The organism is Pseudomonas sp. S2_H01, from assembly GCF_054668305.1.
In genome coordinates this window covers 6,241,385-6,259,782 of record NZ_CP162756.1, presented here as the reverse complement: position 1 = coordinate 6,259,782, position 18,398 = coordinate 6,241,385, and the positions used below count along the sequence as shown (strand labels likewise).

At 60.8% G+C, this 18,398-nt stretch carries 17 protein-coding genes; 12 read left to right on the top strand and 5 right to left on the bottom strand.

Going from position 1 to position 18,398, the window contains the following annotated elements:
• The first annotated feature begins 26 nt into the window (after positions 1 to 26).
• Positions 27 to 1,025 (top strand): NAD(P)H-quinone oxidoreductase, encoded by a 999-nt coding sequence (locus tag AB4N84_RS28185; protein WP_460044271.1) that lies wholly within the window; start codon positions 27 to 29, stop codon positions 1,023 to 1,025.
• Between the two features lie 53 nt (positions 1,026 to 1,078).
• On the opposite strand, the gene AB4N84_RS28180 is transcribed toward AB4N84_RS28185, so the two are convergent.
• Together AB4N84_RS28180 and AB4N84_RS28175 are read right to left on the bottom strand one after the other, a co-directional pair.
• Positions 1,079 to 1,381 carry a DUF1330 domain-containing protein gene (locus tag AB4N84_RS28180; RefSeq protein WP_074753261.1) on the bottom strand — a complete coding sequence of 101 codons (303 nt, stop codon included), beginning with the start codon at positions 1,379 to 1,381 and terminating at the stop codon, positions 1,079 to 1,081.
• A 196-nt stretch (positions 1,382 to 1,577) separates the two neighbouring features.
• A complete protein-coding gene (locus tag AB4N84_RS28175; protein WP_460044269.1) occupies positions 1,578 to 2,168 on the bottom strand; it encodes a type 1 glutamine amidotransferase domain-containing protein in 591 nt (196 codons plus the stop codon).
• A 189-nt stretch (positions 2,169 to 2,357) separates the two neighbouring features.
• Here AB4N84_RS28175 and AB4N84_RS28170 point away from each other — a divergent pair, with 189 nt between their 5' ends.
• On the top strand, positions 2,358 to 3,266 hold the full coding sequence (locus AB4N84_RS28170; RefSeq protein ID WP_460044268.1) for a LysR family transcriptional regulator: 909 nt from the start codon (positions 2,358 to 2,360) through the stop codon (positions 3,264 to 3,266).
• 26 nt (positions 3,267 to 3,292) lie between these two features.
• Here AB4N84_RS28170 and AB4N84_RS28165 read toward each other — a convergent pair whose 3' ends face one another.
• Complete coding sequence (locus AB4N84_RS28165; RefSeq protein WP_460044266.1) at positions 3,293 to 3,727, bottom strand: GNAT family N-acetyltransferase; 435 nt, start codon at positions 3,725 to 3,727, stop codon at positions 3,293 to 3,295.
• Positions 3,728 to 4,026: 299 nt separating this feature from the next.
• Between AB4N84_RS28165 and katG the strand changes: the two genes are divergently transcribed.
• Both katG and AB4N84_RS28155 read left to right on the top strand, forming a co-directional pair.
• The gene (gene katG, locus AB4N84_RS28160; protein ID WP_460044265.1) at positions 4,027 to 6,291 is read left to right on the top strand and encodes a catalase/peroxidase HPI; all 2,265 of its coding nucleotides are present in this window, start codon (positions 4,027 to 4,029) and stop codon (positions 6,289 to 6,291) included.
• Between the two features lie 419 nt (positions 6,292 to 6,710).
• Positions 6,711 to 6,857, top strand: coding sequence for a hypothetical protein (locus AB4N84_RS28155; protein ID WP_460044263.1), 147 nt, complete (start codon positions 6,711 to 6,713; stop codon positions 6,855 to 6,857).
• Positions 6,858 to 7,085: 228 nt separating this feature from the next.
• On the opposite strand, the gene moaA is transcribed toward AB4N84_RS28155, so the two are convergent.
• Complete coding sequence (gene moaA, locus AB4N84_RS28150) at positions 7,086 to 8,084, bottom strand: GTP 3',8-cyclase MoaA (protein ID WP_460044262.1); 999 nt, start codon at positions 8,082 to 8,084, stop codon at positions 7,086 to 7,088.
• Positions 8,085 to 8,493: 409 nt separating this feature from the next.
• Between moaA and AB4N84_RS28145 the strand changes: the two genes are divergently transcribed.
• The 5 genes from AB4N84_RS28145 to AB4N84_RS28125 all read left to right on the top strand — a co-directional run bounded on the left by AB4N84_RS28145 (position 8,494) and on the right by AB4N84_RS28125 (position 13,565).
• Positions 8,494 to 10,818: an FdhF/YdeP family oxidoreductase gene (locus AB4N84_RS28145; protein WP_460044261.1), complete on the top strand. Its 2,325-nt coding sequence runs from the start codon at positions 8,494 to 8,496 to the stop codon at positions 10,816 to 10,818.
• A gap of 182 nt (positions 10,819 to 11,000) precedes the next feature.
• A complete protein-coding gene (locus tag AB4N84_RS28140; RefSeq protein ID WP_460044260.1) occupies positions 11,001 to 11,573 on the top strand; it encodes a DUF3833 domain-containing protein in 573 nt (190 codons plus the stop codon).
• The gene (locus AB4N84_RS28135) at positions 11,570 to 11,881 is read left to right on the top strand and encodes a DUF6482 family protein (RefSeq protein WP_460044259.1); all 312 of its coding nucleotides are present in this window, start codon (positions 11,570 to 11,572) and stop codon (positions 11,879 to 11,881) included. Before AB4N84_RS28140 ends, AB4N84_RS28135 begins: the two co-directional genes overlap by 4 nt.
• 2 nt (positions 11,882 to 11,883) lie before the next feature.
• Positions 11,884 to 13,416, top strand: a complete 1,533-nt coding sequence (locus tag AB4N84_RS28130; protein WP_460047166.1) for a cryptochrome/photolyase family protein — start codon at positions 11,884 to 11,886, stop codon at positions 13,414 to 13,416.
• Complete coding sequence (locus tag AB4N84_RS28125; protein ID WP_460044258.1) at positions 13,413 to 13,565, top strand: DUF2256 domain-containing protein; 153 nt, start codon at positions 13,413 to 13,415, stop codon at positions 13,563 to 13,565. The genes AB4N84_RS28130 and AB4N84_RS28125 overlap by 4 nt, the downstream gene beginning before the upstream one ends.
• On the opposite strand, the gene AB4N84_RS28120 is transcribed toward AB4N84_RS28125, so the two are convergent.
• Entirely contained in the window at positions 13,556 to 15,460 is a 1,905-nt protein-coding gene (locus AB4N84_RS28120; protein WP_460044257.1) for a sigma 54-interacting transcriptional regulator, read from the bottom strand. The two genes, AB4N84_RS28125 and AB4N84_RS28120, sit on opposite strands and share 10 nt — an antisense overlap.
• 240 nt (positions 15,461 to 15,700) lie before the next feature.
• Here AB4N84_RS28120 and AB4N84_RS28115 point away from each other — a divergent pair, with 240 nt between their 5' ends.
• The 3 genes from AB4N84_RS28115 to AB4N84_RS28105 all read left to right on the top strand — a co-directional run bounded on the left by AB4N84_RS28115 (position 15,701) and on the right by AB4N84_RS28105 (position 18,387).
• A complete protein-coding gene (locus AB4N84_RS28115; protein WP_062387355.1) occupies positions 15,701 to 16,183 on the top strand; it encodes an MSMEG_0572/Sll0783 family nitrogen starvation response protein in 483 nt (160 codons plus the stop codon).
• A 142-nt stretch (positions 16,184 to 16,325) separates the two neighbouring features.
• Positions 16,326 to 17,318 carry a Nit6803 family nitrilase gene (locus AB4N84_RS28110; protein ID WP_460044256.1) on the top strand — a complete coding sequence of 331 codons (993 nt, stop codon included), beginning with the start codon at positions 16,326 to 16,328 and terminating at the stop codon, positions 17,316 to 17,318.
• The gene (locus AB4N84_RS28105) at positions 17,305 to 18,387 is read left to right on the top strand and encodes an MSMEG_0568 family radical SAM protein (protein ID WP_460044255.1); all 1,083 of its coding nucleotides are present in this window, start codon (positions 17,305 to 17,307) and stop codon (positions 18,385 to 18,387) included. Before AB4N84_RS28110 ends, AB4N84_RS28105 begins: the two co-directional genes overlap by 14 nt.
• Positions 18,388 to 18,398 lie beyond the last annotated feature (11 nt).

Sequence of the window (18,398 nt, the reverse complement as noted above, 5' to 3'; positions counted from 1 at the left end):
GTAACCCGTTCTTGTGAGGAGCACCCATGAATATGCCCAAACGCATGCGCTACATCGAAATTACCCAGCCCGGCGGTCCGGAGGTGTTGAATCTGGCCGAGGCGGACGTTCCGCAGCCCGCTGAGCATGAGCTGCTGATCAAGGTTCACGCGGCGGGCATCAACCGCCCTGACGTCATCCAGCGCGCGGGTCACTATCCGATGAAGCCTGGCATGAGCCCCGTGCCCGGCCTTGAAGTGGCCGGCGAAGTCGTGGCACTGGGTTCGGCGGTTTCCGGTTTCAGCGTGGGCGACCGGGTCTGTGCGTTGACCAACGGCGGAGGCTACGCCGAGTACTGCGTCGTGCCCGCGTCTCAGGCGCTGCCGGTTCCGGAGGGCGTCGAGATGATCCAGGCGGCGGCCATTCCTGAAACCTTCTTCACCGTCTGGGCCAACCTGTTCGAGCTGGGCCAGGCTCGCGAAGGCTCAACCGTGTTGATCCATGGCGGCACGAGTGGGATCGGGACGACCGCGTTGATGTTGTGCAAGGCGTTGGGGGTCAAAGCGTTTGCCACGGCAGGGAGCGAAGCCAAATGCGAGCAGATCCGCGCATTGGGCGGCGAGGCGATCAACTACCGTGAAGCTGCGTTCGACGACGTCATCTCTCGGCAGACCGGTGGCAAGGGCGTTGACGTGATTCTCGACATCATGGGCGGCAGCTATTTTGAGCGTAACCTCGCGTCTCTGGCGCGGCGTGGACGGCTGGTGGTCATCGGCTTTCTGGGCGGCGCTCACGTCAAGGACCTGAACCTGGCGGCGCTGAGCGACAAACAGGCGTCGGTCACCGGCTCCATGATGCGTTCGCGCAGCAAAGAGGAAAAGGCCGAGATCGCCCAGGCGGTGCACACCTCGGTCTGGCCGCTGTTAAAGCAGGGCCAATGCCTGCCGATCATCGACCGGGTTTACCCGCTGGCGGAGGCGGCCAATGCCCATCGGCGAATGGAAGAGGGCGAACACATCGGCAAGATTGTGCTGAAGGTTGTGTGAGGGCAACACGACTGGCGCGCCGACGATGGGCCGGCGCGCCTGCCAGACCTGGGTCAGACCGGTAACGCGTCAACCCCTTCAACCAGCAGCATGCGGTACTCGGCGCCTTTGAAGCGATGCTGACGCGCCGCCTCATAAGCCGGGCTGTCATACCAGGCGCGGGCGGCGGCCATGTCGGGGAAACGCAGGATCGCGACGCCTTCGGCCGATGGACCTTCCAGCACGTCGAGCTGGCCGTAAAACGCCAGGCGGGTGATGTCGTGACCTGCGCGCGCGGCCGGTGCGGTTTCTGCGTACTGCTGCATTTCTGCGGCATCGGTGGTTTTTTCGCGGATGAAGATAACGTAGGCGGACATGTTGGGTTCCTCGGTGAATTCAGCAATAACCACTGTGTTGTCGGAATCGACGACCCAACCGATGTCGGGTCTTGGGTGACACCCGGCGCGGCATCCGCCGGGTTCGACGTCTGCGTTTTTCAGCGCAGGGCCTGGACCATCGCTTTGGCCAGCGCACCACCCGATCCCGGGTTCTGCCCGGTCATCAGGCGACCGTCTACGACGATGTTCTCCTGCCAGACTTCGGCCGCCGATATACGGCACCTTCCGCGCGCAGCGCATCTTCCAGCAGAAACGGAACATCCGCCTGGGCGTAACCCAGCTCTTCAGCGTTCGAGAACCCGGTCAGCTTGCGACCTTGAACCAGCGGTGTACCGTCTTCGAGTTTCACACCCAGCAGGGCAGCGGGCCCGTGGCAGACCGCGGCGACGATCTTGCCACCTTGCCAGGCGCGTTCAATGGCGCGCTGGATCTGTGGGTTGTTGGCAATGTCGACCATCGGACCCAGGCCGCCAGGGAAGAAGATCGCGTCGTAATCCAGGACATCGACCTGCGACAGCGGGCGGCTGTTGCCCATGCGGCGGAAGGAGTCGCTGTGACGGAAGGCCACTTGTGCAGGGTCGGTGTCGTCATACCCGTCTTCCGGCGGGGTGCCGCCCAGCAGCGACGCGTATTCCACCGCGATGCCCGCTTCGGCGAAGACCTCGAATGGGTGAGCGATTTCAGGGAAGAAATACCCGGTGCTGCGGCGGTTCGGGCCGATTTCAGCGGTGTTGGTCACAACGAACAGCACGTGTTTGATGCTCATGGTCATTTCCTCGAACGTTAAGAAGGTCTGGGTTGAAGGTCAGCGTTGAAGCGCTTTGCATCGGATCGATGCCGGATCGTCTCTCACTTGAGTTGGCCGATCCCGTTGAATGCGCTAACTTTGCCCCACGCCAAGATATTCGAGAAATTTACTTATCTGATTCTAGATATTCACATAGCGTTATGAGTCATGCGATACGACCTCAATCTTTTGCCGGTTTTCATGGCGCTGATGGAAGAGCGCAGCGTCACGCGCGCCGCTGCGCGTCTGGGCATTACCCAGCCTGCGTTGTCGAACGCACTCAACCGGCTGCGCGACACACTCAAGGACCCGCTGTTCATCCGTGAACGCTATGGCATCAAGCCCACGCCATTCGCCGAGGAAATCGGCCCGGTGATCCTGGAAACACTGGCGAAGCTGGATGACGTCATTCTGGGGCGGCAGCATTTCGATGCCGGGACCTCTACCCGTGTGTTCAACATTGCGCCAAACAGTTATGTGGAGATCGTGCTGATTCCGAGCGTGGTGGCAAGGCTTCGTCAGTTGGCCCCTGGGATCAAGGTCTCGCTGGCGCCATTTGGCGCGGACCTGACCGAAGCAGGATTGGTGTCAGGCACGACGGACATGGCACTGGGCCGGATCGTCGACCCGCCCGACAACCTGGTTGTTCAGCACCTGATGGACGACGGACTGGCGTGCGTGGTGCGCGCCGACCATCCCGATGTCGGCGAGAGCCTGTCGCGAGAACAGTATGAGCAATTGCGGCATGTCAACGTGTTGCCGCCGGGGCGCATGAGGGTGGGCCTGTTTCAGGCACTGGAACGGCAGGGATTGCGGCGTGAACTGGCGATTTCAGTGACGCATTTTCTGGCGGTGCCGGAAATCATCGCGGTCACCGACTACTGCGCGACATTGCCTCGGCTGATCTGCAAACAGATCGCCAAGGACCCGCGGCTCAAGGTCATTGAATCGCCGGTGGACCTTGGCACCTTTCCGGTGGACATTGCCTGGCACGTTCGCTATCGCAACGACCCGGCCCACCAGTGGTTTCGCCAGTTATTGGTTGAAACGGCGGCTGAACTGATGGACAACCACTGATCGGCAAACAGAGGCCCCGTGCAGGCTCAGGCGTTCTCGTTGCCGGGCCGGGTGAACGAATAGCGGTCGATGTCGACCCGCAGCGTCCAGCCCTGATGCTGCCAGTAGCGCGCAGCGGACTCATTGGTTTTGAACACGTCGAGGTGGCATTTGGCGATGCCCAAGGCTTGGAGACTCGACAGGCAGCGTTCAACCAGTCGGTTAGCGATGCCCTGACGCCGATACTCGGGCAGTACCAGCAGGTGTTGCAGGTAGCCGCGACGCCCGTCGTGGCCCGACATGATGCACCCGCAGAGGCCCGTTTCGCCTTCAGCCACAAAGCTCAGGCCGGGGTTGCGTTGCAGATAGCGGGCGGTCGCTTCGCGGGAGTCGGCGTCGCGCAGCGAGATACCCGGGGTGTTGCTCATGAGGGCGATGACGGCATCGTAGTCGTCCATCGTCATGACACGGATGTTGATCATGGGGGAACCTGTCGACAGTCGGGACGGGCAGGGTAGCAGAGCGCTGCGGTGCTGTTATGAACGCGGCGGGTCAGCCCGCCCTGAGGGCTGAGAGTCTCCCTCTATCAGCCACCAATGCTTTGACTATTAGAACTCTGGCCGATCGGGTCTACCCTTGATCTAGCGTCGGCCTGGGCCGTCCAGTTGAAACCTGATAAGGCGATAACAATAAGCACCTTGTGCTACTGAGTTCCCTCGTCGCTGTCTTGAGCCTGTAAAGGGCGGGCAGTCGATGGACACGACCAAAGGTAGATCAAAACATGGCAACTGAATCGAAATGCCCGTTCAACCACGCTGCTGGCGGCGGCACAACGAACCGCGACTGGTGGCCGAATCAACTGAATCTGAAAATTCTGCATCAGCATTCCTCGCTGTCTGACCCGATGGGCGAGGAGTTCGACTACGCCAAGGAGTTCAAGAGCCTGGACTTCGACGCGGTGAAGAAAGACCTGCTGGCTGTCATGACCGAGTCGCAGGATTGGTGGCCAGCGGATTTCGGGCACTACGGCCCGTTTTTCGTACGTATGGCCTGGCACAGCGCGGGGACGTACCGAACCGCCGATGGCCGTGGTGGCGCCGGTTCGGGGCAACAGCGCTTTGCACCGCTCAACAGCTGGCCCGACAACGTCAGCCTCGACAAGGCCCGTCGGCTGATCTGGCCGGTGAAACAGAAGTACGGGCGCAAGATTTCCTGGGCGGACCTGATTGTCCTCACCGGCAACGTGGCGCTGGAGTCCATGGGCTTCAAGACCTTCGGTTTTTCCGGCGGTCGTCCTGACGTCTGGGAGCCTGACGAAGACGTGTACTGGGGTTCTGAAACCACATGGCTGGGGGGCGAAGAGCGCTACGGTGCGCACAAGGAGATGGAGCAGCCCGGTCACGGCGATCTGGTCGCCGAACCGTCCAAACACGGTGAACAGCAAAGCCGTACCGAGGGTGAACGTAACCTCGAAAACCCGCTCGCTGCGGTGCAGATGGGGCTGATTTACGTCAATCCGGAAGGCCCGGAGGGTCACCCTGATCCGGTCCAGTCGGCCCATGACATTCGGGAAACCTTCGGCCGCATGGCGATGAATGACGAGGAAACCGTGGCGCTGATCGCCGGTGGTCATGCCTTCGGCAAGACACACGGTGCCGGCCCCGCCGACAACGTAGGGCCAGAGCCCGAAGCCGCAGGTCTTGAAGAGCAGGGGCTTGGCTGGCGCAACGCCTTTGGCAGCGGGAAGGGCGGCGATGCCATCACCAGCGGCCTGGAAGTGACCTGGACGTCCACGCCCACCCGGTGGAGTAACGAGTACTTCGAAAACCTCTTCGGCTTCGAGTGGGAACTGACCAAAAGCCCGGCCGGTGCCCATCAGTGGAAGCCAAAAGGCGGTGCAGGGGCTGGCAAGATCCCTCATGCCCACGACCCGAACAAACGTCAGGAACCGCGCATGCTGACGTCGGACCTGGCCCTGCGTTTCGACCCGGCGTATGAGCAGATTTCGCGGCGTTTCCTGGCCAATCCCGATCAACTGTCCGATGCATTCGCCCGTGCCTGGTTCAAGCTGACCCACCGTGACATGGGCCCGCTGGCTCGGTATCTCGGGCCTGAAACACCCACTGAAGAACTGCTCTGGCAGGATCCCCTTCCTGAGGCCAGTCATCCGCTGATCGACCACGACGATGCGTCTGCCCTGAAGAGCAAGATCCTCGAATCGGGTCTGACCGTCTCGCAACTGGTCTCGACGGCCTGGGCGGCTGCCTCCACCTTCCGTGGCTCGGACAAGCGCGGCGGCGCCAACGGCGGGCGTTTGCGCCTGGCACCGCAGAAAGACTGGGCGGCGAATCAGCCCGAGCAACTGGCGAATGTACTGCGGACCCTGGAACGTATTCAGGGCGAGTTCAATGGCGGGTCCAGTGGCAAGAAAGTTTCGCTGGCGGACCTGATCGTTCTCGCGGGTAACACGGGTGTCGAACAGGCCGCGAAAAATGCCGGGCAGACGGTCAGCGTTCGCTTCTCGCCGGGCCGCACTGACGCGTCTCAGGCGCAGACGGATGTGGAGTCTTTCGGCTTTCTGGAGCCCATCGCCGACGGTTTCCGCAATTACCTCAAAGGCCAGTATCGGGTGCCGGCCGAGAAACTGCTCATCGACAAGGCTCAACTGCTGACCCTGTCCGCGCCGGAAATGACGGTGTTGCTGGGTGGCTTGCGCGTCCTGGGCGGTAACGTGGGGGGAAGTAAGCACGGTGTCTTCACCACGCGGCCTGAGGCGCTGACGAACGACTTCTTCAAGAACCTGCTGGACATGAGCGTGGAGTGGAAACCGACGTCGGCCAGCAACGACACCTTCGAAGCGCGCGACCGCAAAACCGGTGAGATCAAGTGGACAGGCACCCGTGTCGATCTGGTGTTCGGTTCCCACGCGCAGTTGCGGGCGTTGAGTGAGGTGTATGGCAGCGCGGACGCTCACGAGAAGTTCGTCAGGGACTTCGTGGCCGCTTGGGCCAAAGTCATGGAGCTGGACCGTTTCGACCTTCGCTGATACGCAGGCCGACCTGTAAAACAACGCCTCCCGTGTGGAGGCGTTGTCGTTTCTGCCCTGTGGGGAGGCATATCAGGTTGGGCCGCGTGTATGGTGTTTGCTGCCGCTGCGCGCCAGATCGTCCGAGTGCGGCCCAGAGCAAGCGCGCTCCTACGGCCTTCGGCCAGAAGCGGAGCGGTGATGGACGCCGGATCGCGGTTTGACGGTATGGCGCAGATTTTCTGCTGACCTGACCTGTAGGAGCGCGCTTGCCCGCGATCTGGCGCGCAGCGGCAGTCAATCCTGCCAATGCGGTCAGCCTGCTCCACCACCCTGAAAATGTGCATCTGATCCGTATTTTTTAGTCAAACCTGGCGCTGTATTGAAACAGTGATCCGCTCCACACTGGCAACCACTCCAGACCTCCCAAGCGAGGCCGAATGGAGCAAATGATGCGGTGTGCATTCATCTGCACCGCAAACCTGTCGTTGAGAGGAGGCCTTATGGCCAAGATGACGATTTTCCTGTTGGGCTTCCTGGTCCTGACCATCACCATTGGCATGCTGGCGACCATTCCGCCGGGCTGATGCAGCCGCGGCGTCCCTGCAGCTCGGCCCACTCTTCGCCATCTGCGTTCAGCCTGCACCCAGGTCGCGCTTTGTGGTATCTGTGCTGCTGCGGTATGAAGATCAAAAGCAAAGCCCGCTTTAGCGAAGCGCGTTTTGCGCTTTTAGCGGCCAGAGCAATTGTGACTGCCCAAACATACAACCTGTGGGAATGAGCGTGCTGACGAATGCCGTGACTTCAATAAGCGATCAACCCCCGGTCATGTTCATGAAGCGGACAACTTGAACATCGTCATTGACTTCAAAGTGATGCCGATACGGTTTTAGTTTCATCGCTTCAATGATGGACGCTTCGAGTTTCCCCTGATCGCCCGGAAAGTTGCGCAGCACGCTTTTCAAGTCTGCGGAATGTTCATTGCCAAGGCACAGTAATAACCGGCCTTCAACGGTCAAGCGCACCCGGTTACAGGTCGCGCAGAAGTTGTGGCTGTGCGGAGAAATGAAACCGATACGCATTTGGGGTGCGTCGGCAGGGCGGCAATATCGCGAGGGGCCGCGGGTGGATTCTGCCGACTCGATCAGCGTGTGTTTTTCAGCAATCAATCTCCGGACCTGGTCGCTCGAAAAGAACGATTCGGCGCGACGGTGTTCGCTGATGGCGCCCAGCGGCATTTCTTCGATGAAGGTGATGTCCAGGTGTCGGGCGATGGCGAAGTCGACCAGATCGTTGATTTCGTGGTCGTTGCGGCCCTGCATCACGACACAGTTGAGTTTGGTGTTTCGAAACCCTGCGTCCCACGCGGCGTCCAGTCCTGCGATGACCTTGTCCAGGTCGCCGGTGCGCGTCAGTTCCCGGAAGCGTGCCGGGTCCAGGCTGTCCAGGCTCACGTTCAACCGTTTCACACCGGCTGCGCGCAGCGGGTGTGCGAGCTTTTCCAGTTGTGAGCCGTTGGTGGTCATGCACAGTTCCTGCAATCCCGGCAGTTCGGCGATGCGAGCACACAGGTCGACGATACCCGGGCGCACCAGCGGCTCTCCGCCGGTCAGGCGAATCTTGCGGGTGCCCAGTGCGACGAAGCCCTGTGCGACCTGAAACAACTCATCGGTGCTGAGCACCTGCTGACGGGGCAGAAAGCTCATGTCCTCGGCCATGCAGTACACGCAGCGGAAGTCGCACCGGTCCGTGACCGACATCCTCAGATAATCCACGGTTCTGGCAAAGCCATCGGTGAGCACGCGCTGGGACATGTCAGCCTCTTTTGGTGATGGGGCGCGGGGAGTGATCGTGCATTTCAACACGTCTCGATAAGAGGCTGCCCGCGTTGGTCTATCAGGCGGGCAGGGTAAACAGCGGCAATTTAACTGTCCAATCACTATGAATGACCACACGATAAGCCGTATCTATGAGGTGTGCTATTTAAACATTCGTAGCGGCGCTTAACCCTTACGTATAGGTTTTGTCGGGTGATAGACATCGCTTATTGTTTGTTCATTCCTAGCGATTGGACAGCGTTTTAGTGTGCGCGTACTGTCGTCTAAGGCCAGATTAGTTCAAGCACTTAGAACCCACTGGCGCCTCTTTCAATTAAGTAAAAAAGTTATAAGTCCGTCCCTGATACAGGTCGCGTATTCGATTGCGCGACCCTGGAGAACTCGCATGAGCCAGGTTGACCGTTATAAGCCCTATAAAGGGGCTGCCGCTGGATGGGGCGCTTTAATTGCCGTGACCAAGAACTGGCTGGGCAGTGAAAACGCATTCAAGAACATTCGCGCGATGCTCAAAACCAACCAGAACGGCGGTTTTGACTGCCCGGGTTGTGCCTGGGGCGAGTCGCCGGAAAGCGGCATGGTCAAGTTCTGCGAGAACGGCGCCAAGGCGGTGAACTGGGAAGCGACCGGTCGCCGCGTCGATCCGGCGTTCTTTGCCAAATACAGCGTTTCGGCGTTGTTGGAGCAGTCCGATTACTGGCTGGAGTATCAGGGGCGGCTGACTCATCCGATGCGTTACGACGCGGCGACCGATCACTACGTGGAAACCAGTTGGGAAGAGGCGTTCGCACTGATCGCCCGTCATCTCAAACAGCTGGATTCGCCCGATCAGGCCGAGTTCTACACCTCGGGCAGGGCCAGCAATGAGGCCGCGTTCCTCTACCAGCTCTTCGTGCGCGCCTACGGCACCAACAACTTTCCGGACTGCTCGAACATGTGCCACGAGGCCAGTGCCGTTGGCATGTTCGAGTCCATCGGCGTGGGCAAAGGCACGGTCGTGTTTCATGACCTGGAGAAGGCCGATGCGATCTTCGTGATTGGCCAGAATCCCGGCACCAACCACCCGCGCATGCTCGAACCACTGCGCGAGGCGGTGAAGCGTGGCGCTCAGGTGGTGGTGTTCAACCCGCTCAAGGAACGGGGGCTGGAGCGTTTTCAACACCCGCAGCACCCGCTTGAAATGCTCAGCAATGGCTCGGAACCCACGAACACGGCCTACTTTCGTCCTGCCTTGGGGGGCGACATGGCAGCGATTCGCGGCATGGCGAAGTTTCTGCTGGCGTGGGAGAAAGCGTCGCTGGCCACCGGCGGCGAACCGGTGTTCGACCGTGCGTTCATCCGCGACCAGACGTCCGGTCTGGATGAGTACCTGCGTGCCGTCGAAGCCACGCCGTGGGCGCTGATCGAAGAACAGTCCGGCATGGCGCTGTGGGACATCGAACGGGCGGCACGCATGTACGCCAAAGCCAGGCGCGTGATCATCTGCTGGGCCATGGGCCTGACGCAGCATACGCACTCGGTGCCGACCATTCAGGAAGTGATCAACCTGCAACTGTTGCGCGGCAATATGGGTCGCGAAGGGGCGGGCGTTTCTCCGGTGCGAGGTCACAGCAACGTGCAAGGCGACCGCACCATGGGCATCAACGAGATTCCGCCGAAATGGTTGCTCGACGCGATCGAAACCCGCTTCGCGTTCAAGGTGCCGCGCGAAGAAGGGCACAACACCGTGACCGCGATCAAGGCGATGGAAGCCGGCCGGTCCAAAGTCTTTATCGCCCTGGGCGGCAACTTTTCGCAAGCGACCCCGGACAGCCCCCGCACCCATGCCGCGCTGCGCAATTGCGACCTGACCGTGCAGATGTCGACCAAGCTCAACCGCAGCCACCTCGTGATTGGCAAGGACGCCCTGATCCTGCCCGCGCTGGGCCGTACCGACATCGACCTGCAAGCAACCGGGCCCCAAGGCATCACGGTTGAAGACACCTTCAGCATGGTTCACATTTCCCACGGTCAGCTGCGTCCCAAGTCCGGATTGATGAAGTCCGAGCCTGCGATCATTGCCGGCATTGCTGCTGCCACGCTGGGTGAGCACCCTATTGACTGGCATTGGGTGGTGGAGGATTACAGCCGTATTCGCAACCTGATCGCCGACGTGATTCCGGGTTTCAAGAACTTCAATCAGCGGTTGCTCAATCCAGGCGGTTTTCACCTTGGCAACCCGGTCGCCGACCGTCAATGGCACACCACCACGCAGAAGGCTCGGTTCATGCCCAACGCGTTGCCTGAACACCTGGTCAATGCCGCCATTCGCAGCCTCAAGGACACACCCGATTTGATCCTGCAGACCCTGCGCTCCCACGATCAGTACAACACCACGTTGTACGGGCTGGACGATCGCTATCGCGGGGTCTACGGCATGCGTGAAGTGGTGTTCGCCAACGAAGAAGACATCCGCCGTCTGGGCTTCGAACCGGGCGAGAAAGTCGACATGATTTCGCTGTGGAACGACGGTCGCGAGCGTCGGGTGTCGGGCTTTACCTTGATTGCCTACGACATTCCCAAAGGGCAGGCAGCGGCGTATTACCCGGAAACCAACCCGCTGGTGCCGCTCGACAGTTACGGCGACCGCACATTTACCCCGACCTCGAAGTTCGTCGCCATCAAGTTTGCCAAGGCAGCGCAGAGCAGTGTGATCGTGTCTTCGGTCGCCTGACGCGCCGGTTGCCCGTTTTTATCCCCTCGCTGCCCGTCATTCTCAAAGCGCCCTCCGGCGCTTTTTTTTTTGCGGTTGCAACGGATGCCTGTAACTTGTACAACACGACAATCTTGTACAGGTATTGGCCGGCCTGCCAACAAACCGCCCTGATCGGCAGATGCCGAAAGTTGGAGAAAATCATGCTCAAGCGTTTGCTGCTGTGGATATGCGTCGGGTTGGCGGGGTGTTCAAGTGTCGATGTCCAGCAATACCGGCAGGAAAAGCCGACGCTTGAGCTTCGCCGGTTTTTTACCGGGCATCTCGAGGCCTGGGGCATGTTTCAGAAACGATCGGGGGAGGTCACCAAGCGCTTTGTCGTGAAGATCCACGGTTATCCCCGTGGCGACCAGATGATCCTCGAAGAAAACTTCACCTACAGCGACGGTACTCGCCAGCAACGGATCTGGACGCTGACGCCCGACGGGGAAGGGCGCTGGCGTGGACGTGCTGCCGACGTGGTCGGCGAGGCGCTGGGTGAAGTGGCGGGTAATACGCTGCACTGGAAATACGTGCTCAGCCTGCCGGTGGACGGCAAAGTGTATCAGGTCGATTTCGACGACTGGATGTACCTGATGGACGACAGCACTATGATCAACCGGTCGTCCATGAGCAAGTTCGGGGTCGAGGCCGGCCAGGTGACGCTGTTTTTCCGCAAGCAACCTGAGGCGCCAACCCCCGTTGCCGCGCCTGATGCGCAGGCGATCGAGCAATGACCCTGACCGAATTGTGTGCCTGGGTGGCGTCCGGGCAGGAACCGCTGGAGCTTGAGCTGCTGTCGATCGAGGGTGGCATTTATCTGCTGCAAGCGCGGGTCGGTTCGGCCGTTCATCCGATCAGGACCCGCACGGGGCAAACCCTGCAACTTCGTTCAGTGACACACGCACGGGAGGTGCTCGAGGATTTGCCAGCGCCTGTGCCGTTCTATCTGGTGCATTGCGTGGTGCACACCGAAATGTGCGGGTTTGACCATGGGCCGCAAGAGCCCCTGCGTGTGCCCCTGGCGCTGGACTCGGCCTGGTGACTATGGTGCGCAGGTTGTGTCTGGTCCTTGGCGATCAGCTGTCCTTTGATCTGGCCTCGCTGCAGGACGCGGACCCGGAGGTGGACGAAATCCTGCTGGCGGAAGTGGTCGAGGAAGCCACCCACGTGCCGCACCATCCGCAAAAGATCGTGCTGGTGTTCAGTGCCATGCGTCATTTTGCACAGGCGCTGAGGCAGCGCGGCTATCGCGTGCATTACGTCACCCTGGAGGATGAGCAGAACACCGGTTCGCTGGCAGGCGAGCTGCAGCGCTGGCAGACGCTTTTGCAGCCCCGGGAAGTTCATCTCACCGAGTGCGGCGACTGGCGCCTGGAGTTGTCACTCAAGCACGGTGGCCTGGTGACCCATTGGCACAGCGACACGCGCTTTCTCAGTTCCCGTGCCGATTTTTCCGCCTGGGCGAAAGGCAAGAAGCAACTGCGCATGGAGTTCTTTTATCGTGAGATGCGACGCAAGGGCCATGTGTTGCTCAACGGTGACGGCAGTCCGGTCGGCGGCGCGTGGAATTTCGATGCCGAAAATCGAAAGCCGTTGCCCAAAGGCGTGACAGCGCCCTCGCCAGCACGCTTCCCCACGGATGCCATCACTGACGAGGTGCTCGCGCTGGTCGGCAAACGCTTTGCCGGTCATTACGGCTCGCTCAAGGACTTTGATTATCCGGTCGACCACGCGGGCGCGCAGACGCTCTGGGCGCATTTTCTCGACCATGGGCTGGCGTCTTTCGGCGACTACCAGGACGCAATGGCCACTGACGAAGCCTTTCTCTTTCACTCGCGCATCAGCGCTGCCTTGAATATCGGCCTGCTGAACGTGCGTCAGCTGTGTGCCGATGTCGAGGCAGCGTATTGGTCGGGACGCGTCGCCCTCAACTCCGCCGAAGGCTTCATTCGGCAATTGATCGGCTGGCGGGAGTACGTGCGTGGCGTCTACTGGCTGCTGATGCCCGATTACGCCGAGCGTAACGTCTTCAACAACGGCAGGCCGCTTCCTGAGTTCTACTGGACGGGCGACACCCAAATGAACTGCATGAGCCAGGCCATTGGCCAGAGCCTGCAGCATGGCTATGCCCATCACATCCAGCGCCTGATGGTGACCGGCAATTTCGCGCTGCTGGCGGGCATTTCGCCTCCGCAGATCTGCGAGTGGTACCTGGCGATCTACATCGATGCGTTCGACTGGGTTGAGCTGCCCAACACGTTGGGCATGGTGATGCATGCCGACGGTGGTTTCCTGGGTTCCAAGCCTTACTGCGCAAGCGGTCAGTACATCAATCGCATGTCCGATTATTGCCGGGGTTGTGCGTACAAAGTCAGTGAAAGCACCGGCGAGAATGCGTGCCCCTTCAACGCCCTGTACTGGCATTTTCTGATGCGTCATCGTGATCTTCTTCAGCACAATCACCGCATGGCGATCATCTACAAAAACCTTGGCCGTATGAATGAAGACAAACAACAGGCGTTGTGGCAGCGCGGCGAAGACCTTCTCGCCAGACTCGACGCAGGGCAGTCGCTGTGAAGAAGAGCGAACTGCCGTCCAAGGTCTGCGTCGTCTGCGGGCTGCCCTTTACCTGGCGCAAGAAGTGGGAGCGCTGTTGGGATGAGGTGCGTTACTGCTCCGAGCGCTGTCGGCGCAGCAAGCGCTCGTCGGCAGGCGATCAGTCGTGAAGGATATCCAGCCGCTTCAACCGTGATGCCAGCGTGGTGGGTTTGACGCCCAGCAACTCAGCCGCGCCGCCTTTGCCAAACAGCTTGCCGTTCGCCGCTTTGAGCGCGGCGTGGATGTTGTTGCGTTCCAGTTCGCGCATCTGGTCCTCGGTGAGGAAACCCTGTTCGGGGAGCGTGCTTTGGGAGGCCTTCGGGGCGACCTTGGGCTCGTCTGGCAGGTCGAGGTTCAGGTCGGCACCGGTCGAGGTGATCAGCGCGCGTTCGATGACGTTCTGCAGTTCGCGGATGTTGCCCGGCCAGGAGTAATGCTGCAGCCGCTCGATATCGCTATTGCGCAGGCGGCGCCCGGGCATGTTCAGACGTTTGCCGACCTGCTTGAGGAAATGCGCGGCGAGCGGCGCGATGTCCATCGGGCGGTCGCGCAGGGCAGGGGACTGGATGGGAAAGACATTGAGCCGGAAGTACAGGTCCTCACGAAAATGCTTGGCCCCGACTTCCTGGCGCAGGTCGCGGTTGGTGGCGGCGATGATGCGCACGTCGACCTTGCGCGTGCGTTCTTCGCCGACGCGTTCGAACTGACCTTCCTGGAGCACCCGCAACAGTTTGCTTTGCAGCTCCAACGGGATTTCGCCGATCTCGTCGAGAAACAGCGTGCCGCCGTCCGCCAGCTCGAAACGCCCGACGCGGTCACGCACCGCGCCGGTGAACGCGCCGCGTATATGACCGAAGAACTCACTCTCGAACAGCTCGGTCGGAATGGCCGCACAGTTGACCCGGATCAGTGGGTGCGCGCTGCGACGGCTGGCCTGGTGAATGGCCCGGGCAATGAGTTCTTTGCCGGTGCCGGACTCGCCGTTGATCAACACGCTGGCGTCGGTGGGCGCGACCACGTCGATCTGTTTGATGATCTTCAGGATCGGCGCGCTCTGGCCGACGATTTCACGGAAGTTGTGCTCGATATGGATTTCTTCCTGCAAGTAGGCGTTCTGGTCTTCCAGGCGCTGCTTGAGGTTTTTCAGTTCATCGAGCGCAGTTTGCAGTTGGGTTTCGGTGCTGCGCCGCTCGGTGATGTCGCGAAAGACCACCACCGCCCCCGCGATACGGCCATCGGAGATCACCGGTGTACTGGTGAATTCCACCGGGAAGAAGCTGCCGTCGCGGCGCCAGAACACTTCCTGTCGACCCTCATGCACCACGCCGTCGTGCACGGCCTTGTAGATCGGGCATTGCTCGACCGGATAGTGGCTGCCGTCCTCATGGCTGTGGTGATGAATGCGGTGGATGTTCTTGCCGATCATGTCCTTCACGTCCCAACCGAGCATGCGCGCCCCGGCCGGGTTGACGAAAGTCGCCAGGCCCTCGCTGTCGATGGCGTAGATGCCATCGCCCACCGAGCTGAGCAGCAACTGGTTGTCGCGTTCCGACTCCTGAAACAGGTTGAGGATGTTGCGCCATTCGATCAGGCCGCCGCGCATGGTGCGTTCGGTGTGCGCCTGATCCTGCTGGTACTTCTGCTGACTCGCCTCGCGCATGACCAGAATCAGCTGCGGGCTGTTTTTGACCTGCAGCGTCGTGGCGGAAATCTCAAGCTCGATGCGCTCGCCGGTCTTGATGTTGCAACTCAAGTCATCGGTCCAGCCTCGCCCCTTGTCCATCACGGCCTGGGTGAACACGATCAGGTCCGCCAATTGATGACCGAACAGTTTGCTCACCGGCAACGCCAGCAGCTCTTGCCGCGGGTAACCGAGCAGCTTGCAGGCGGCGATGTTGAGGTCGCCAAAGTGGTCGGTGAACGGGTCGAGCAGGGCGATGGCTTCGGCGCAGTGCTCGAACACCATGTGCCGGGAGGAGTAGGCGAGGTCGGCCCAACCGGTCAGCGAGTCTGGCTCGTTCATGATTACGAAATCTCGTGATAGGTCGCTACGAATATTCGTATTTCTACGGGAATGCGTAATGCCCGGAAAGCATCAGAACGTGGGTAAATCACCGGATCAGATCGGCATCTGCTTTTAAATCAAGTGGTTAACTCATGATGAAAACTACGTTTATTTTTTGGCACGGCGTTCGCTCTACCTCAGTGTCACCCGGTGAACGATCCAGAACACCGACAACACCTGAATGAACGGAGCGACGACATGCCAAGCGTAGACATCAACCACTATCAAGACGGCGACTTCCTGGTCAATTACGAAGAGAAGGTCTTCGAGGACGTCAAAGCCGAGCCGGGCGAAAAAGCCCTGCTGACCTTTCACACCATTGCGTTCGAAGGTTCGATTGGCCTGGTCAACATGCTTCAGGCCAAGCGTCTGCTGCGCAAAGGCTTCGAAACCAAGGTGCTCCTCTACGGACCGGGCGTGCAACTGGGCGTGCAACGTGGCTTCCCGACGCTGGGTGCCGAGGCGTTCCCGGGTCACCTCGCTGTGAACAATCAGATCAAGGCGTTCATGGCCGAAGGCGGTGAGGTGTACGCCTGCCGCTTCGCGTTGCAGGCCCTGTATGGCCAGACCGAAAAGGCGCTGATCGAAGGCATCCGTCCGATCAACCCGCTGGACGTGATGGACCTGCGTCTGCTGATGCGCCGTGAGGGCGCGATGATCATTGATACCTGGACGGCGTAACACTCGACGCCGCCGATTGGGCAGGCTGACGCCAATCTCTGTGGGAGCCGCTTTGGTCGCGAAAGCGATTGACCGACCCACAGAGAATCTCCCACAAGGTCCGCACAAGACCCTCATCACAACGCACGACCAGGACAACCCCATGACCACCATCCGCGCCGCCGCCGTTCAGTTCAGCCCCGTGCTGTACTCCCGCGAAGCCACCGTCGCCAAGCTGTGCAACACCCTGCTGGCGCTGGGTCGCGAGGGTGTGCAATTCGCGGTTTTCCCGGAAACCGTAGTGCCGTATTACCCCTATTTCTCTTTCGTGCAGCCGCCGTTCGCGATGGGCAAGGAACACCTGCAACTGCTGGAACAATCGGTCACCGTGCCCTCTGATGTCACCCGCCAGATGGGCGAGGCCTGCCGTGAAGCGGGCATCGTCGCATCCATCGGCGTGAATGAGCGCGAAGGCGGCACGATCTACAACGCGCAGCTGCTGTTCGATGCCGACGGCACGCTGATTCAACACCGCCGCAAGATCACCCCGACCTACCACGAACGCATGGTCTGGGGGCAGGGCGACGGTTCCGGCCTGCGCGCGGTGGACAGTGCCGTAGGCCGCATCGGCTCGCTGGCCTGCTGGGAGCATTACAACCCTCTTGCCCGTTACGCCTTGATGGCCGATGGCGAGCAGATCCACGTGGCGATGTTCCCGGGCTCGCTGGTAGGCGACATCTTCGCCGAACAGATCGAAGTCACCATCCGCCATCATGCCCTGGAGTCCGGCTGTTTCGTGGTCAACGCCACCGCGTGGCTCGACGCCGATCAGCAAGGGCAGATCATGCAGGACACTGGCTGCGCGTTGGGCCCGATTTCCGGCGGCTGCTTCACCGCCATCGTCTCGCCGGAAGGCAAGTTGCTCGGCGAACCGTTGCGCAAGGGAGAGGGCTGGGTGGTCGCCGACCTCGACCTCAAGCTGATCGATAAGCGCAAACGCATGATGGATTCGGTCGGGCATTACAGCCGCCCGGAGCTGCTCAGCCTGCTGATCGACCGCACGCCGACGGCCAAGGTCCACGAACGCGCGGCGCATCACATGGCCGTGTTTCCCACCGCTGCCAGTGCCGAGGAACTCGATCATGCAAACCAATGAACTGCTCGCCGACCTGCAATGCCACGGCGTGCGATGGCCCGCCGCGCAAAACGGCCTGTCGCGCCAGGGTGGCGCCGGGCCTTCTGATCACAAGGCGCTGACCTTTGGCGACCGGACCATGATGGTGCCGATCCTCAACCAGGCGTCGCAAAGCTCGCCGTACCAGGCTCAACCCAGCGCGGACGGCAGCCTGGCGCTGATCTTCCGCGAAGGCGTTCAGGTCGGTCAGGTGAAGATGCCCGGCGTGCCGAACTTCTACAGCCGCAGCACCGTCGACGGCATTCCCTATTGGAAGATCGCGACCCTGCACAGCAGCGATGTGCTGGCGACCACCGTCTTGCAGCACTGCATTCGGTTCAATGATCGCAGCACCTCCTGCCAGTTCTGCGCCATCGGCCAGTCCCTCGCCGCCGGCAAGACCATCGCCCGTAAACGCCCGCAGCAACTGGCCGAGGTGGCAAAAGCTGCCGTGGAGCTCGATGGCGTCAAACACATGGTGATGACCACCGGCACGCCGCAGACCCCGGACCGTGGCGCTGCGATTCTCTGTGAGTCGGCCGCCGCAGTGACCGCGGCCGTCGACCTGCCGATTCAGGCGCAGTGCGAGCCCCCGGACGACGACATCTGGTTCGAGCGCCTGGCCGACAGCGGCGTGGTCTCATTGGGCATGCACCTGGAAGCCGTCACCGATGAAGTGCGTCAGCGAATCATGCCGGGCAAGGCCGAAGTCCCGTTGAGCCGCTATTTCGAAGCCTTCGAAGCAGCGGTCAAGGTGTTCGGCCGCGGTCAGGTCAGCACCTACATCCTTGCTGGCCTGGGTGACAGCGAACGGGCAATCACCGACATGAGCGAACGCCTGAGCGCCATGGGCGTGTACCCGTTCGTGGTGCCGTTCGTGCCCATCGACGGTACGCCGCTGGCGCATCACCCCAAACCCGACAGCGCGATGATGGCCCGGCTGTATCCGCAGATTGGCGCCAGCTTGCGTCGGCACGGATTGCACTCGGAAAATATCAATGCGGGCTGCGCCAAATGCGGTGCGTGCTCGGCCTTGAAGAATCACGAATAGGCCTTTTGCGC